A 15,859-nucleotide genomic window follows, 5' to 3' on the forward strand; every position below is an offset into this window, starting at 1 on the left:
ATTTGATATAATTATACTACGGTATGTTAAATCGGAAACTATTAAATTTTAAGGAGGAAAATTCCTATGGCAAAGGCACATTTCGAAAGAACCAAACCACACGTTAACATTGGTACAATCGGTCACGTTGACCACGGTAAGACAACTCTTACTGCTGCTATCACAAAGACTCTTGCTCTTGAAGGTCTTGCTGAGAAGAAGGATTACAACAACATCGACTCAGCTCCAGAGGAGAGAGAGAGAGGAATTACAATCAACACAGCTCACGTTGAGTATGAGACAAAGAACCGTCACTATGCTCACGTTGACTGCCCAGGCCACGCTGACTATGTAAAGAACATGATCACTGGTGCTGCTCAGATGGACGGCGCTATCCTCGTAGTTGCTGCTTCTGATGGTCCTATGGCTCAGACAAGAGAGCACCTTCTCCTTGCTAGACAGGTAGGCGTTCCAGCTATCGTTGTTTTCATGAACAAGGCTGACCAGGTTGACGATGAAGAGCTTCTCGACCTCGTTGAGATGGATATCAGAGAGCTCCTCGACAAGTACGATTTCCCTGGCGACGAGACTCCAATCATCAAGGGTTCAGCTCTTGCAGCTCTTGAAGCTCCAGACGATCTTTCAGATCCAGCTTACAAGCCAATCCTTGACCTTATGGACGCTGTTGACACATTTATCCCAACACCAGACAGAAAGTCTGATCTCCCATTCCTGATGCCTGTTGAGGACGTATTCACAATCACAGGCCGTGGTACAGTTGCTACTGGTAGAGTTGAAAGAGGTCAGCTCAAGACTGGTGACGAAGTTGAGATCCTCGGACTTTCAACTGAGAGACCAAAGACTGTTGTAACAGGTATCGAGATGTTTAGAAAGATCCTTGACTACGCTGAGGCAGGCGACAACATCGGTGCACTTCTCCGTGGTATCCAGAGATCTGACATTCAGAGAGGCCAGGTTCTTTGTAAGCCAGGTTCCATTCACCCATACACAAAGTTCTCAGGTCAGGTTTACGTTCTGAAGAAGGAAGAGGGCGGCCGTCATACTCCATTCTTCAACAACTACAGACCACAGTTCTATTTCAGAACAACAGACGTTACTGGCGTTATCACACTTCCTGCTGACAAGGAAATGTGCATGCCTGGCGATAACGTAGAGATGGATGTTGAGCTTATCACTCCAATCGCTATCGAAGAGGGACTTCGTTTCGCTATCCGTGAGGGTGGTAGAACAGTAGGTTCTGGCGTCGTTACAGCTGTTAGAGACTAATTTTTAGTTCGCTATATAAAGATCGGGTACAATATGTATCCGATCTTTTTTTTGTCTTAAAATATTATGAATAATAAGTTAAATGATATTTGCATGCTTTAAAAAAGTACGGTGATATGCTATAATTAGTATATCGGAGGTGAGAATTTGAACGATACAAATACTAAAGATTATATGATTGACGTTGCCCAGGATACCACTTATCAAAATCAGAGTGATGATTATAAGAAGTCGTTTGCAAAGTGGCGTTCAAATCCTCAGAATTCTTTTGGATTCCAGTTTATACATGATACAAGAGAACACTCATACATTGATGGCGAGGGTTTTGTGCCTCATAAGGCAGAGGTAGCTGAGAGGATCTCTATGCTAAAATGCTGTAGTTTGTTGGGCATTTGTCTTGTGGTAATGCTTGCTATTGATTTTCTTAACTATTTTATAGTGAATAAATACGCGCCGGATACAACTGGTACATTTGTGTATTTTTCTCAAACAGATGGCGGATATGGCAGATATGGTGTTGGAATGACTTTTATTTTAGGTCTGTTGTTTGCCGCAAAGTTTGTTGTGCCTGGTCTTATTTTTAAGATCGTTACTAAGATCCCTAATAAAGTCGTTTTTGCAAATTCAAAGGGCTACGAAAAAATGCGTGGAACTGCTGTGGTTATTATGATGGTCATAATCGTTGTGGGCAGAGTTGGACAATATATCCTTAGTCTGCTGTTCTCAACTGTGCATTTAGACGGGATATATTCTATTTTTGTATTCTCTGAAGATCCTGTTGTTGCTCTTGTTTCTTTTGCTTTCTTTGCGATCATTGTTCCTATAATGCAAGAGATAGTATTTCGAGGAGTTTTTTTGCAGACTTTTCGTCAATTTGGCGACACCTTCGCTATTATGATCACTGCTGTTGTGAATGGTTTATGCTACTATGATATTACATATCTGCCTTTTGTTGTATGTTGTACTGCGGTTCTTGGACTTTTTACTATACGAACAGGCTCGGTTTTTACTGCAATTTCAATGAGTATTTGCGCCCACATCACTAATTTTGTATTAAGTTACATTGTTCTCTATGATCTTCCTTATGCAAAAATAGCAGAAGTCATAATCTGTACAGTGATCGTTGGTGTATCACTTGTGATGTACTCGAAGCTTACAAGCTTTGGTGACTGGACATTCAACATTGAAAATGATAATTCTTTTATGACGATGTCAAAGCGAGTTAAGTCTTTCATTGCAACTAACTCGATCGCAGTGTGGATAGCTGCAATTCTTGTGACCATGTTTGTGTGTGCGAGGATAATATGACGAGAGATGAGCTTTACATGAAAAAAGCGTTGGAGCTTGCGGAAATTGCCGCAGAGCAGGGGGAAGTACCTGTGGGTGCGATAGTTGTGAAGCGTTCCAACGGTGAAATAATCGGCAGGGGATTCAATCGTCGTGAGTATGGGCGTTCCCCTTTGACTCATGCCGAACTTGTGGCTATTGAGGAAGCGAGTCGCAATCTTGGGGGTTGGCGGCTTATGGGTTGTGAGCTTTTTGTTACTCTCGAGCCTTGCCCTATGTGTACGGGTGCGATAATAAATTCTCGAATAGAGCGTGTGGTTTTTGGTGCGTATGACAAAAAGGCTGGTTCTTGCGGATCGGTGGTAAATCTTTTTGAGCTACCCTATAATCACAGACCTCTTTGCACAGGCGGTATACTGCAAGAGCAGTGTGCAGATACACTGACGGAATTTTTCAAAAATCTTAGACGCAAAAAAAACCTCTCCGAATAATTCGGGGAGGTTTTCCTTATATTTCGTTTCGATTTTCCAAAGCCTTGTAAAGCGTCACTTCATCAGCATATTCAAGCACTCCGCCAACGGGTAGACCGAACGCCAAACGTGTGACCTTTACACCAAGGGGTTTCAGCAGCCTTGAAATGTAAATTGCCGTAGCTTCGCCATTAACTGTAGGATTAGTAGCCATAATGACTTCTTTAACATTCTCAGGCTCTATCCTCGCAAGCAGTTCTTTTATTTTAAGCTTGTCAGGGGAAATGTCGTCCATAGGGGAGAGAAGTCCATGCAAAACATGGTAAACGCCTTTGTACTCCTTAGTACGCTCGAAAGCGGCTATATCCTTTGGGTCTTCTACTACGCAGACCGTTGTGTGGTCACGTCTTGGATCGGCACAGATAGGACACTTTGGCTTGTCAGTAAAGTTCTGACAAACGCTGCAAAGATGAACGCTTTTGTGGGCATTAGTGATAGCCGCTGCAAAAGCCGATGCGTCCTCGTCTGTCATGGACATAACATAGTAGGCAAGGCGCTGTGCGGACTTCATGCCTATACCAGGGAGCTTTGCAAATTGCTCTGCCAGAAGTACCAAAGGCAGTGCGTTTGACTCAGCCATTAAAACAGACCTGGGAATGATACTCCGCCTGTGAGTTTCTGCATTTCAGTGTCGCTTACTTCATCGAGGTTAGCAACAGCCTGATTAAAAGCTGCCATAACGAGGTCCTGAAGTGTTTCAACGTCCTCCGGATCAACTACCTCAGGCTTGATATCAAGCTTAAGTACGTTTCTCTTGCCGTTGATAGTTACCTCAACAACTCCGCCGCCTGCTGTACCTGTGAACTCTCTCTGCTCAAGGTCTGCCTGAAGAGCTGTGATCTCGTCCTGCATTTTCTGAGCCTGCTTGAGCATCTGATTCATGTTATTGGAAGGACCCTTGCCCATTCCCTGTGGAAGTCTTGCTTTCATTTTAAAAACTCCTTATATTCAAAATTATTTTTTTATATCAACTTCAATATCAAGTTTTTTCGCTTTGTCAAGCAACTGATTTATAGGATTTTCCGTATCCTCAGGTGCGACATTTTTGGCTGATTTGACTTTGATAGTGAAGTTTTGTCCGAAATTATTTTTCAGTATCTCATTAAGCACTGTAGCATCGCCGCTTGCTTTGAACTTTTTGAGATAAAAGTCATTGTGTACTATCATAAGCAGCACATTCTGACACATATAAGCCTTTGAATTGATTAAGAAACAGCCTATGGCAGGATTTGTCTGCTTGACCTGCTCCACAATGTTGTCCCAAGTCTGCACAAGCTTGAAGTCGCTTGCTTTCATTTTCTTGAAATCCGGGTCAAAAGGCTTTGGTGGTGGAGCTTGTTCCTGCTGAGCCGGTGTGGCGATCTGCGGTTGAGTCTGCAAAACGGAACCACTTTTTAGTGCATTCTCAAGCTGAGTTATTCTATTAAGAAGCACTGTGATCTCAGCATTGCCTGATACAGCCTGCGCAGTTGCACCTGCTTTTTGAGCAGCTCCGCACAGCTTTATGATACACATTTCAAGCTCAATACGCTTTGATGTGCTTTTGGCAAAACGCTCGCTGCACTCCTGCAAAGTATTTATATCCCCGAGTATCTCGTCCAGCTTCATGCGTTCTGCAAGGGCTTTAAGTCTTTCATACTCGTCAGGCAGACAAGTTATAAGATCCTTGTTGTTGTCGATAGTTTTGATTATCATGACATTTCTCATCTGAGCGAGCAGTTCACCTGCCAAGACTTTCAGATCTTTTGACATATCATAAAGCTTGTCAACGACTCTGAGTGCGCCTGCGGCGTCCTTTTCGGCTATCTTTTCAAGAATATCAAAAAGATAATCACGTCCTGCAATGCCGGAAGCTGAGGACACAACGTCAAGGGTTATGTCATTTTCATAGGCAACGCACTGATCTAAAAGAGAAAGTGCGTCACGCATACCACCGTCAGAAAGCCTTGCTATCATGCCTGCAGCATCTTCGTGGAGGGTAAAGCCCTCCTGTGAAGCAATATACATAAGCCTTGAAACGATGTCCTCGTTTCTTATCCTGTGAAAGTCGAAATGCTGGCATCTCGACACGATAGTAGCAGGAACTTTATGTATCTCCGTAGTGGCAAGAATAAACTTGACATGCGGAGGAGGTTCTTCCATAGTTTTCAGCAGGGCATTGAATGCGCCCGCGGAAAGCATATGCACCTCGTCTATGATATATACCTTATATTTACATCTTTCAGGAGTATAGACAACGCCTTCACGCAACTCTCTGATATCGTCTACTTTAGAATTTGAAGCAGCGTCAATCTCGATAATATCGGAAAGAGTGCCGTTGTCAGCGTCTTTGCATATCTCACATTCAAGGCATGGCTCACCGTCATGTGGGTCAAGGCAATTGATAGCCTTTGCAAAAATTCTTGCGCAGGTGGTCTTTCCCGTACCTCTCGAGCCTGTGAAAAGATAGGCATGAGCGGTCTTGCCGCTTTTTATCTGATTTTTGAGAGTAGTTGTAATATGCGGTTGTGAAACAACATCGTCAAATGACATTGGACGCCATTTTCTGTACAATGCCTGATACAAAACTCTCACTCCAATCAAGAAAATAAAAAAATCAATCCGACATATGGGCGTGCGGGCGGAACTGTGACACACGAAACAAACCGCTTAATGCTGCTCGGTTCCCCGCCTGACATGGTTCACAGCGTTTCATTGCACAGGACCCGCACACCTATATCTCGGATTGATGAGGAACAATAACTGAATCATATCAATCTAACTTTTGTTACCCTACTATTATAACATACTTCCAATGAAATTTCAAGTGTTTTTGAAAAAAAGTTATAAAAAAGGCTGTAGTGCTACAATAGATATTGGACAAAATTAAGAAAAAAGAAAAGAGAGATAGGCAAAAATCTGATAAAATAAAGTTACCACACAAATACAAATCAGAAAGGAAGCCTATCTCTCATGAATAGTATAACACAAGATATGAAGTTTCGTCAATCCTTAATGAATTACGCAAAGAAATATGGAGTGAGCCGAGCGAGCAGAAAATACAATAAATCACGTTCATATATATATTTCTGGCTGAAACGCTGGGACGGAAGTGTGGAGTCCCTCGCAGTTAAATCACGCCGACCGCATCATCATCCCAACGAGCATACCAAGGAAGAAATAGATCTTATCAAAAGGTATCACAAACGAAACCCAACGCTTGAGCTTCCCGAACTATGGCATCGTCTCAGAAAACAAGGGTATACACGCTGTCTTGAAAGTCTTTACAGGGTTATGAAAAAACTAGGAATGCTTCCGAAAAAGCCGAAGAAAGCGACGTATAAACCAAAGCCATACGAGCAGATGACATACCCCGGAGAGCGTATTCAGGTGGACGTAAAGGTAGTTCCGAGAAAGTGTATAGCTGACCCAGAGATGAAGCTGTACCAATACACGGCGATCGATGAGTATACCAGGATAAGATTTTTATACGGATATGAGGAGCAAAGCACCTATTCTTCAGCAGACTTTGTAAAAAGGCTGGTGAAATGGTACAAACGCAGAGGAATAACGGTGAAATGTATTCAGACCGACAATGGATTTGAATTTACTAACCGCTTTTCGCCAAGCAAAAGAGACAAGAAAACGCTGTTTGAGAATACGCTCTCACAACTTGGCATTGAACACAAACTCATTCGTCCATATACGCCCAGGCACAATGGCAAAGTAGAGCGCAGTCACCGAGAAGATCACAACAAATTCTATTCGTGCCATAGGTTTTATTCCTGCGACGACTTAAACGTGCAGCTAGCTGCACGTTTAAGTCGAACAAACAACCGTCCTATGCGTCCCCTCAAATGGTTTTCGCCTATCGAATTTCTTAATAATAGTGTCCAATATGATTGACAAACCTACATTTTGAAAAAAAGTTATAAAAAAGGCAAAGAACATCAACGCCGCTGAACAAAGCTGGACAGCGGCGGATATTATGTGCTTGTAAAATTATATCAGGTGGCAATGATGAAATTCAGCTTGCCAAACGGATAGTTCACCGGGATACAGAATGCAGTGCCTGACAGGGCAAGCTCACCATTTTCCAAAAATTTCTGCGGTGTGAGTGTAAGCTCAACGCCATGCTCGTTTGACTCATTTACAACGAACAGACCGTCGTTTACGTTAAGAAATTCGCCTGCTGTAGCGTTTACAAAGTCATCGACCTCCGTGAAGCTCTCTTTGGCAAACCTCTCAGCGAAAGCCATATATGTCTTTGAATCTGTGGCAATGCAAGCCTCAGCGTTATATTTTCCATTTATTTTTTGGATAACGATATGTTCTGCTGCAAAATTCTTTATAACTGACGCTTCCATAGGAGTGAAATCGTCACCGATAAATCTGATAAGATTTTTGAAAAGCAAAGTAACATAATCAGTACAGATACGAGCATTTTCATCATTGTCAAAATGATAGAACTCATTGATAAGGTTATGTAGAGTTTCTGTTTGATTGTCTGAAATATCGTCGGTTATCTGATTTTCAGCCTTATAGTCTTTAAGTGCCTTTTCAAACTCAGCATTGGTAAGAGCACCGTTATTAACAAGGGTCTGACCCAGGAGCAGGTAATCTGTAGGCTGCTGAACGAGAAGCTTTTCAACGTCGTCAGCGGTAACATAGCCAAGCTCCACGGCAAGGTCGCCAAAACGTTTATCGACACTCTGCTGAGTGATATTGACGTGCTCCACCTGCTCGGCTGTCATAAGACCAGCGTTTATAGCAAGAACGCCAAGGCGAAGTCTTGTATGCTTTTTAGCCTCGAAAGCCTGTGTAAGATCCTCAGCGGTACAAAGCTTATGGTTAAAGAGGTAGCCTCCAAAAAACTGCGCAAACATTTACAGTACCCCCTTTGCAACGTTCTCAAGGACTTTAAGAGCGTCATTATCAGCTATAGGTTTCTGCAAAAAGTCCACAGCTCCCGATTTAAGAGCGTCTTTCAAATGGCTCTGAGTACCAACAGAAGAAGCCATTATCACCTTAGCGTCAGGGTCTTCTGCTATTATCTGTTTGAGGGCTTCAATACCTGTTACCTTTGGCATGATGATATCCATGAAAACCACGTCAGGCTTGAACTCCTTATATTTGCTGACAGCCTCCTCACCGTCGGCTGCTTCATAAACGGCTTTTACTCCAAATCCAGAAATAGACATACTGAGCTTTTTGCGAGCGAACATAGAATCGTCGCATATAAGCACTGTCATTTCATTTATATTCACGATAGATCCCTCCCGATTATTTTGCGGCAGCAGTTCCGTAATTGCCGATGACGGAGAAAATAATTTCTTTACTGCCTTGTTTTTAATTATATCATAAAATTCTCCAAAAGTCAAGAGTCGTCAAATGTGTTTTATGTTGAAAATATACAAACCAGTAAATGCAGAATTTACTTGCAGTTTGCTTGACAAAATGAAAAAAGTATGCTATAATCATAGTGTTATGTGCCGGTGTGATGGAATTGGCAGACGTGTCGGACTCAAAATCCGATGGTAGCGATACCGTACCGGTTCGACCCCGGTCACCGGCACCATGAAAACGGGTTCTTGTATCAAGAGCCTGTTTTTTTTATTAGTGTCCTCATTCTCTTCTGTCTCTGCTTCACCACCAAGAGCATTGGCGATGACCTCGGCTTGACAGTGCTTTCAGACGAACAGAAACGCCCCTCAGAGCCGTCCGAGCCTGCCGAGCGGAAAACTAACCGCCTGAAAAGAAAAGACCTGAGAAGTACTTGTGTGAGCAAATCTCAGGTTATTCAGTTTCAAAAAGGGTATGCTGTCATTGTGGCGCGTGCCATAATGATGATATGGACTTGTGTGGAACGGTTTGCAGGTGTTCCAATAGACTACGGGCAAGCGGCACACATCAATATTGTGCCTTAACGAAATCTTAACACCGTAACCGTAATCTTAACAGCACCTTAACCACTCATGTGATATAATAAAGCTATAATTTTAACGAGAGGTGTACGATGTTACATAAAAATAGAGTAAAAAACAGAACTCATATGACTTCATTTCGGGTCATCATTATCAGTTTCTTTTGCCTAATTCTGGTAGGTTCGTTGCTTCTGATGCTGCCTATCTCATCAAGGCAGCGGTGTGTGACTTCATTCCCTGATGCAATGTTCACAGCCGTTTCAGCTACCTGTGTGACTGGGCTTGTTGTAAAGGATACTGCTACATACTGGTCTCTGTTCGGGCAGGCGGTCATTCTGATGCTAATTCAGATCGGAGGTATGGGCGTTATCACCGTCGGGCTTGCGATCATTAGAGCTTCAGGGCGGAAAATCGGTCTGTGGCAGCGCAGTACGATGCAGGAATCCATCTCCGCACCGCAGGTAGGCGGTATTGTGAAGCTGACAGGCTTTATCCTTAAAACATCACTTATCATAGAGATGATCGGTGCGGCTTTGCTTGCGCCCGTTTTCTGCAATGATCTTGGTTTCGCTAAGGGACTGTGGTATTCCTTGTTTCACAGCATATCGGCTTTTTGCAATGCAGGCTTTGATCTGTTCGGCATAAAAGAACCGTTCTCATCGCTGACCTTTTACCACAGCAACATCTATCTCAATATCATCATTATGCTGCTAATTATTACGGGAGGCATCGGCTTTCTCGTCTGGGGCGATATCGGAACACACAAGCACAGGATCAGGCGCTACTCTCTGCAAAGCAAGGTCGTACTGATGACATCTGCTGTCTTGATCGTTCTGCCTGCGCTGTATTTCTTCTTTTTTGAATATGACCATGGGACTATCCATGACCGGACGATCCATTCACTGTTTCAGTCTGTCACAACACGAACCGCAGGCTTTAACACAACTGATCTCGCTGCTATGGATGAATCAGGTACAGCCATTATGGTCATTCTTATGCTTATAGGTGGTTCTCCAGGTTCCACCGCGGGCGGTATGAAAACAACGACTTTTGCTGTTCTGTTACTTTCTGCGATCACAGTGTTTAGCCGCAGAAATGATGTGCAGTGCTTCAAAAGAAGAATATCAGACGAAACTGTCCGCAGTGCAGGCGCTGTTTTGTTTATGTATCTTGTATTGTTCTTTACAAGCGGTGTCATTATCAGCAGAGTGGAAAATCTACCGCTGCTGACCTGTCTGTTTGAAACAAGCTCAGCTATCGGTACTGTAGGGCTGTCACTCGGCATTACAAGCGGTCTGTCTGCTGTATCCCGTGTGATACTGATGATACTTATGTTTTTCGGGAGAGTCGGCGGACTGACACTCATTTATGCAGCTCTGCCGTCGGCGGACAGTCAGAATTCACGCTTACCGCTTGAAAAAATATCCGTAGGATAAGGAGTCTTATATATGAAAACAGTTTTAATTATCGGAGTAGGTCAATTCGGCAGTCACATTGCCAGACGCATGGAGGAGCTTCGGTGTGAGGTCATGGCAGTAGATGAAAATGAGAAGCATATCAACGATATCCTGCCTTATGTGACCAACGCAAGGATCGGTGACAGCACCAATGAGGAATTTCTCCGTTCGCTTGGTGTAGGAAACTATGATGTTTGTATCGTTGCCCTCGGCAGCCGGTTTCAGTCCTCTCTGGAAACAACGTCTTTGCTCAAGGAGCTGGGGGCAAAGAAAGTCATATCCCGTGCGACAAATGATGTACAAATGAAATTCCTGCTTAAAAACGGAGCCGATGAGGTTGTCTATCCTGAGAAGCAGATGGCACTTCGCATCGCTACAAAATATGCATCAGACAGCATACTCGACTTTATTCACTTGGATAACAATTACTCGATCTACGAACTGAAAGTACCAAAGGACTGGTTCGGAAAGTCGCTTTCACAGATCGATATACGAAAGAAATTCAAGATCAATATTCTGACGATCAAACGCGGAGAAGAGGTATTTATCCCTTCACCGGACACTGTAATTGAAACTGATGACATCGCATTTGTCATAGGTGAGGTTCGGGATATCCAGAAGTGTTTCAGAATCTAGGAGATGATCGTGTGAGAAATGTTCTGCTTGCACTATCTGTTGGAGCAATATTTCTCTACGGTTTTTATATTATGAAAAAAGTAGATGAATTCATCGAGGAGATACAAAAGAGCAGACGTGGACACGACCTGTCAGAAGATGATGTTGACGAACACAAAAGTGATATGTTATAATAACAAGGGTGATCCTTATGACTGCTAATTCTATAAAAAGCTCTAAAGCATTTTCTGTGTTCATCGTTTCCGCTAACAACCGCATAGTGCCTTTAGAGACAGCAATAGATCATAATGATCCTGTTGCAGAACGTGAGAGTTATACTGCTGAAAAATGTCTTCTCTATGTTGCTTTGACAAGAGCACAGAAGCAGGCATATATTACTTGTTACGGTAAAAAATCCGAGTTTATTTGATAAAGGTGTTGGACAACAAAAACTGTGCTGACATAACAGCGATCTTTATAGCCAAGGAGGGATAATACAATGGCTGATTCTAATAAATATATTGATATGAGTGCAAAGGAAGCTCTCAAACTTGCAAAAGATAAATATCTGCTTCTCCCAGATATTCAGCGGGAATATGTCTGGAGCATGGAGGATATTGAAAAACTATTTGAATCGATAGTTGATGGCTATCCAATAGGATCTTGCATCTTTTGGAAAACCAATAAAAAAACACTAAACGCAGAAAAGCCCAATCTTTATTTTTTCCTTAGAGAGTTTAAGAGAGAGGAAAGTAAAAACGAAAAGGCATCTGAAATGTTTGGCGAAGAGGGTGATTATTACATCGTCCTTGATGGTCAGCAACGTATAACATCTCTCAATATAGCGTTATATGGTTCTTATACTTGCTACAAAGGTGGTCGTGGTCGTTCAAAAAGCGATCCGAAATACTGGATAACCAGAGAGCTATATTACAATCTTGATTTTTACAAGAATGAAGAAGATGAGGAAAAAGACGATGAAAATCCACCAAAACGCTTCTCTTTTCTAACAAAGGAAGACGCAAATAATGGTAACTATTATAAAGTAAAGAACATTTTAGCTTTTGATGACGATAGAGCATTACTACGGGAACTCATAAAAGCCGGCTATGAAGAAATCATTCAAAATGATTTGTGCAGGCTGTTTTCAAGAATACATAGCTCAGGTTCTGATGGCATTGTTCATTACTATTGTATTTCTGAAAATACATATGATGAGGCGTTAGATATATTTGTAAGAGTTAATTCTACCGGACGAAAACTTTCAAAATCCGATCTTCTGTTTTCTACTCTTATTGATGGATGGAAGGAAGGAAAAGAGAATATTGAAAATACGCTCAAGTCTGCCAACAGCAAAGGTGATTCATTTAGTTTTTCTCGTGATTACTTGATGCGCTTACTACTTGTACTTGCAGATGCGCCTACAAATTTAAAAATAGAATCGTTTGACAAAAAGACTATACAAAAAATTCGTGACGATTGGGAGAATCTTTCAAAAGCATTTATCAATATGGTAGAAACGCTTGTATCAATAGGATTGTCTGATGGTTTCCTGACATCGTATAATGCAACGATGCCGATTGTATATTTTATCTATAAGGGTGGAAAAATCAATTCAGAGGGCGCTAAGAAGGAAATAAGAAAATTCTTATCGATTTCAATGGCAAAAAGGCTTTTCGGTGTTGCAAGCAACGACGCATTAAGGAGTACACGAGCTGCTCTTCAAAGCTATGACTGTAAAAAGAACCCGTTTGTTTTATCCATATTTGATTCTGTAACTCTGACAGGCAACAGAACCTTTAAAGTCGAAGAAACAGACATTGATTACTGGCTTGATAATTATACTATCGGTCCAAATACGTATATAATTCTATCATTGTTATATCCAACGCTGAAATTGTCACAAGAGTCTTTTCATCAGGATCATTGTCATCCCCACGTATCTTTTGATGACAAACCAATATCTTCATTAGGATTATCAGAAGAAACAGTTAGAGAGTGGCAATACAAAAGAAATCTTCTGCCTAATTTGCAGTTCCTTGAAGGTAGAGAGAACGAAAGTAAGAACAAGACTCCACTAAAAGATTGGATAGCTGATGGAAACACCATTAAATTTCTTCCTTCTGGAGTATCTCTTGAATTAAAAGATTTTGATGATTTTTTTACAGAACGTCGCAAGCTTATAAGAGGAGAATTGATAAGGATATTCAATATCAAAATCATTACTGAGTAATTTTGATATATCTATAGTTAAATAAAAGCGGAAACCCCCTATTTATAGAGTTTCCGCTTTAACTTTGACTCCAGTACTGGGTTCAAAGTTGCTTATTCAATTCCTTGCTTGCCCCTGCCTTTAGCCTTGTTCTTCTGCGCTTCTGCGTGGTCAAGCCGGAGCTTGGCAAGGTTCTCCTGAGTACGTTCAATTCTGCCGTCAATGTTATAGAGAGCAGCTTCAAGACGATTCAGGTTATGTGCAAAGCTCTCAAGCAGCTTCGTGGTATGTGATGCGGCACCTTTCAGGTAAGCGGACATACCGCCGCCCATCATGTTACTGTGCATCGTGACAGACAGGTCAAACCCTGGAAAGAGCCGACCTTCACGGAAGTATCAGCATACTTGATAGCCAGTACCGCATCTTCAAAAGCCTTAGCTTAATCCTGTATAATAAAACTTGACACATATAAAACAATCAAAGTATAATAAAAACAAGGGAGTGTGTCATCAATGGGAACAGGAAAACAATATGATGAAGAGTTTAAAAAGCAGGCAATAAAGCTCGCAAAGGAGATTGGCACCTAGCTTTATGCCGCTGGGTGTATTTTTATTTGTATCGTGTATTATTTTACAGTTCACCTGCCCTAATTTGACAAAAGTACGTCAATGGGGTATAATGTAACCAGCGTTACGCAAATTAATTATAGGCAATACCATACAAGACAAGCCTATACCTATTATTATAGAAACGAGGTCATGAAAATGAGCGAGGAAAGAATACCTAAGAGAAGTGAAGTGCCTGAACAGTTCAAATGGGCACTGGAGGATATTTATGCCACTGACGAAAAGTGGGCGGAGGACTTGCAGAAGCTTAAGGCTATGCCTGAGAGAATAACGGCGTTCAAGGGCAGGCTTAGCGAGAGTGCTGACACGCTTTATGATTTTATGCAGCTTTCAGACGAGATATCTGTTCTTTGCGACAGCCTTGGCAACTATGCTCAAAGACGTTCTGACGAGGACACTGCAAATGCAAAGTATCAGGGCTTTCTCGGTCAGCTTATGAACGCTTATGTTGCAGTAAACTCAGCAGGAAGCTTTGAAACACCTGAGATCATTTCTATCGAGGAGGATAAGCTTCAGAAATTCTATGAGGATAAGCCTGAGTTGAAGCTTTATAAGCGTGCGCTGGACAAGCTGCGTCGCAAAAAGGCTCATATCCTCTCTGAGGCTGAGGAGAAGATACTTGCCCTGACTGGTGAAATGGGTCAGTCCCCTGAGAATATCTACTCTATGTTTTCTGACGCAGACCTGCGTTTTCCTGACGCTGTGGATAAGGACGGCAAGGCTCATCAGGTCACACACGGAAGCTATATACCACTGGTGCAGAGCGAGGACAGAGTACTGAGAAAGTCGGCTTTCGAGTCTATGTACGGCACATTTGACAAGTTCAAGAACACCTGTGCGGCAACACTGTCGGCGCAGATTAAAGCGGTGAACTTCTATGCAAAGGCAAGAAGATATGATTCAAGCCTTGAAGCCGCTTTGGACGGAACAGAAGTACCTGTTTCAGTGTACAAAAATCTTATTGAAGCCGTCCATGACAATATGCACTATATGTACGATTATGTTGCGCTGAGAAAGAAGCTTTTGGGCGTTGACGAACTGCATTTCTATGACCTTTATACTCCTGTTGTTCCTGACGCAGATATGAAGATAACCTTTGAGGAGGCTAAGGAAACCGTCTTGAAAGCCCTTGCACCTATGGGCGAGGATTACCTTGCGATACTCAAAGAGGGCTTTGAGAACCGCTGGATAGACGTTTACGAGAACGAGGGCAAAACAAGCGGAGCATATTCCGCAGGTGCAAGAGTTCACCCTTATGTGCTGCTCAATCATAAGGATACACTTAACTGTATGTTTACGCTGGCACATGAAATGGGTCATGCTATACACTCGTATCTTTCAAATAAAAATCAGCCTGTGGTATATTCAGATTACGTTATCTTCGTGGCAGAGGTAGCCTCAACTTGCAACGAGGCATTGCTCATGCAGTATCTGCTGAAAAATACCGAGGATAAAAAGCAGAGAGCGTATCTTATAAACTACTTCCTTGAACAGTTCCGTACCACACTTTACCGCCAGACAATGTTCGCAGAGTTTGAGCTGAAAATAAATGAAATGGTAGCGGCAGGGGAGAGTCTGACAGCCGAGGGGCTGAACGAGCTTTACGGCCAGCTAAACAAGCTTTATTTCGGTGACGGAATAGTGCTTGATGATGAGATAAAATTGGAGTGGGCAAGGATACCTCATTTCTATTATGACTATTATGTTTATCAGTATGCAACAGGCTATTCTGCGGCTATCGCACTTTCACAGAGGATATTGAAGTATGGCAAACCTGCGGTAAAGGACTATATAGGCTTCCTGAAAGGCGGCTGCTCAACTGACCCTATCTCATTGCTTAAGGGTGCAGGTGTAGATATGGCAACAACTCAGCCTATCAATGAGGCACTTGCAATGTTCGGAGAGCTTGTAAAGGAAATGGAAGAGGCAATGTCATAAGTGAGGAGTGAGGAATGAGGAATGA

17 protein-coding genes, 1 tRNA gene and 1 other RNA gene are annotated in these 15,859 nt (G+C 42.3%); 12 read left to right on the top strand and 7 right to left on the bottom strand.

Translation table 11 applies throughout. From position 1 onward, the window contains the following. The first annotated feature begins 66 nt into the window (after positions 1-66). The 3 genes from tuf to tadA all read left to right on the top strand — a co-directional run bounded on the left by tuf (position 67) and on the right by tadA (position 3,044). Entirely contained in the window at positions 67-1,266 is a 1,200-nt protein-coding gene (gene tuf, locus RBI_RS03665; RefSeq protein ID WP_022288661.1) for an elongation factor Tu, read from the top strand. A 147-nt stretch (positions 1,267-1,413) separates the two neighbouring features. Continuing rightward, positions 1,414-2,574 carry a CPBP family intramembrane glutamic endopeptidase gene (locus tag RBI_RS03670; RefSeq protein ID WP_038671134.1) on the top strand — a complete coding sequence of 387 codons (1,161 nt, stop codon included), beginning with the start codon at positions 1,414-1,416 and terminating at the stop codon, positions 2,572-2,574. Continuing rightward, positions 2,571-3,044: a tRNA adenosine(34) deaminase TadA gene (gene tadA, locus RBI_RS03675; RefSeq protein ID WP_038671136.1), complete on the top strand. Its 474-nt coding sequence runs from the start codon at positions 2,571-2,573 to the stop codon at positions 3,042-3,044. Before RBI_RS03670 ends, tadA begins: the two co-directional genes overlap by 4 nt. A gap of 16 nt (positions 3,045-3,060) precedes the next feature. On the opposite strand, the gene recR is transcribed toward tadA, so the two are convergent. The 4 genes from recR to ffs form a co-directional block, all read right to left on the bottom strand. Further along, the gene (gene recR / locus RBI_RS03680) at positions 3,061-3,663 is read right to left on the bottom strand and encodes a recombination mediator RecR (RefSeq protein ID WP_022288658.1); all 603 of its coding nucleotides are present in this window, start codon (positions 3,661-3,663) and stop codon (positions 3,061-3,063) included. Beyond that, a complete protein-coding gene (locus tag RBI_RS03685) occupies positions 3,663-4,013 on the bottom strand; it encodes a YbaB/EbfC family nucleoid-associated protein (RefSeq protein ID WP_022288657.1) in 351 nt (116 codons plus the stop codon). Before RBI_RS03685 ends, recR begins: the two co-directional genes overlap by 1 nt. A 24-nt stretch (positions 4,014-4,037) precedes the next feature. Continuing rightward, positions 4,038-5,657 (bottom strand): DNA polymerase III subunit gamma/tau, encoded by a 1,620-nt coding sequence (gene dnaX, locus RBI_RS03690; RefSeq protein ID WP_242843678.1) that lies wholly within the window; start codon positions 5,655-5,657, stop codon positions 4,038-4,040. Positions 5,658-5,694: 37 nt separating this feature from the next. After that, positions 5,695-5,794: signal recognition particle sRNA small type (ffs, locus tag RBI_RS14490), an RNA gene on the bottom strand. A gap of 241 nt (positions 5,795-6,035) precedes the next feature. Between ffs and RBI_RS03695 the strand changes: the two genes are divergently transcribed. Next, on the top strand, positions 6,036-6,968 hold the full coding sequence (locus tag RBI_RS03695; protein ID WP_038671142.1) for an IS481 family transposase: 933 nt from the start codon (positions 6,036-6,038) through the stop codon (positions 6,966-6,968). A 101-nt stretch (positions 6,969-7,069) separates the two neighbouring features. Here the strand turns inward: RBI_RS03695 and RBI_RS03700 are convergent, their stop codons facing one another. Then, complete coding sequence (locus RBI_RS03700; RefSeq protein WP_038671144.1) at positions 7,070-7,948, bottom strand: chemotaxis protein CheX; 879 nt, start codon at positions 7,946-7,948, stop codon at positions 7,070-7,072. Continuing rightward, on the bottom strand, positions 7,949-8,329 hold the full coding sequence (locus RBI_RS03705) for a response regulator (RefSeq protein WP_038671146.1): 381 nt from the start codon (positions 8,327-8,329) through the stop codon (positions 7,949-7,951). It lies immediately after the preceding gene. A 224-nt stretch (positions 8,330-8,553) separates the two neighbouring features. Between RBI_RS03705 and RBI_RS03710 the strand changes: the two genes are divergently transcribed. The 7 genes from RBI_RS03710 to RBI_RS03735 all read left to right on the top strand — a co-directional run bounded on the left by RBI_RS03710 (position 8,554) and on the right by RBI_RS03735 (position 13,291). After that, positions 8,554-8,640: transfer RNA gene (locus RBI_RS03710), tRNA-Leu, on the top strand. A 100-nt stretch (positions 8,641-8,740) separates the two neighbouring features. Further along, a complete protein-coding gene (locus RBI_RS14495) occupies positions 8,741-8,989 on the top strand; it encodes a hypothetical protein (RefSeq protein WP_138339106.1) in 249 nt (82 codons plus the stop codon). Between the two features lie 89 nt (positions 8,990-9,078). Next, on the top strand, positions 9,079-10,422 hold the full coding sequence (locus tag RBI_RS03720; RefSeq protein WP_081855938.1) for a TrkH family potassium uptake protein: 1,344 nt from the start codon (positions 9,079-9,081) through the stop codon (positions 10,420-10,422). Positions 10,423-10,434: 12 nt separating this feature from the next. Further along, positions 10,435-11,079, top strand: coding sequence for a potassium channel family protein (locus RBI_RS03725; RefSeq protein WP_022288652.1), 645 nt, complete (start codon positions 10,435-10,437; stop codon positions 11,077-11,079). 11 nt (positions 11,080-11,090) lie between these two features. Further along, entirely contained in the window at positions 11,091-11,252 is a 162-nt protein-coding gene (locus RBI_RS14920) for a hypothetical protein (protein WP_158455074.1), read from the top strand. A gap of 17 nt (positions 11,253-11,269) precedes the next feature. Then, complete coding sequence (locus tag RBI_RS03730) at positions 11,270-11,488, top strand: 3'-5' exonuclease (protein WP_038671150.1); 219 nt, start codon at positions 11,270-11,272, stop codon at positions 11,486-11,488. Between the two features lie 69 nt (positions 11,489-11,557). After that, positions 11,558-13,291, top strand: a complete 1,734-nt coding sequence (locus tag RBI_RS03735) for a DUF262 domain-containing protein (RefSeq protein WP_038671152.1) — start codon at positions 11,558-11,560, stop codon at positions 13,289-13,291. Positions 13,292-13,383: 92 nt separating this feature from the next. Here the strand turns inward: RBI_RS03735 and RBI_RS03740 are convergent, their stop codons facing one another. Further along, entirely contained in the window at positions 13,384-13,617 is a 234-nt protein-coding gene (locus RBI_RS03740; RefSeq protein ID WP_148303557.1) for a hypothetical protein, read from the bottom strand. 417 nt (positions 13,618-14,034) lie between these two features. Here RBI_RS03740 and pepF point away from each other — a divergent pair, with 417 nt between their 5' ends. Continuing rightward, positions 14,035-15,834 (top strand): oligoendopeptidase F, encoded by a 1,800-nt coding sequence (pepF, locus tag RBI_RS03745; RefSeq protein ID WP_038671156.1) that lies wholly within the window; start codon positions 14,035-14,037, stop codon positions 15,832-15,834. Positions 15,835-15,859: the final 25 nt, after the last annotated feature.

The organism is Ruminococcus bicirculans (ex Wegman et al. 2014), from assembly GCF_000723465.1.
Lineage (GTDB): Bacteria > Bacillota > Clostridia > Oscillospirales > Ruminococcaceae > Hominimerdicola > Hominimerdicola aceti.

Coding starts and splice junctions, on each gene's coding strand:
- tuf (WP_022288661.1), top strand. CDS start 67: ATGGCAAAGGCACATTTCGAAAGAACCAAACCACACGTTAACATTGGT.
- tadA (WP_038671136.1), top strand. CDS start 2,571: ATGACGAGAGATGAGCTTTACATGAAAAAAGCGTTGGAGCTTGCGGAA.
- recR (WP_022288658.1), bottom strand. CDS start 3,663: ATGGCTGAGTCAAACGCACTGCCTTTGGTACTTCTGGCAGAGCAATTT.
- RBI_RS03685 (WP_022288657.1), bottom strand. CDS start 4,013: ATGAAAGCAAGACTTCCACAGGGAATGGGCAAGGGTCCTTCCAATAAC.
- RBI_RS03695 (WP_038671142.1), top strand. CDS start 6,036: ATGAATAGTATAACACAAGATATGAAGTTTCGTCAATCCTTAATGAAT.
- RBI_RS03700 (WP_038671144.1), bottom strand. CDS start 7,948: ATGTTTGCGCAGTTTTTTGGAGGCTACCTCTTTAACCATAAGCTTTGT.
- RBI_RS03720 (WP_081855938.1), top strand. CDS start 9,079: ATGTTACATAAAAATAGAGTAAAAAACAGAACTCATATGACTTCATTT.
- RBI_RS03725 (WP_022288652.1), top strand. CDS start 10,435: ATGAAAACAGTTTTAATTATCGGAGTAGGTCAATTCGGCAGTCACATT.
- RBI_RS03730 (WP_038671150.1), top strand. CDS start 11,270: ATGACTGCTAATTCTATAAAAAGCTCTAAAGCATTTTCTGTGTTCATC.
- RBI_RS03735 (WP_038671152.1), top strand. CDS start 11,558: ATGGCTGATTCTAATAAATATATTGATATGAGTGCAAAGGAAGCTCTC.
- RBI_RS03740 (WP_148303557.1), bottom strand. CDS start 13,617: ATGCACAGTAACATGATGGGCGGCGGTATGTCCGCTTACCTGAAAGGT.
- pepF (WP_038671156.1), top strand. CDS start 14,035: ATGAGCGAGGAAAGAATACCTAAGAGAAGTGAAGTGCCTGAACAGTTC.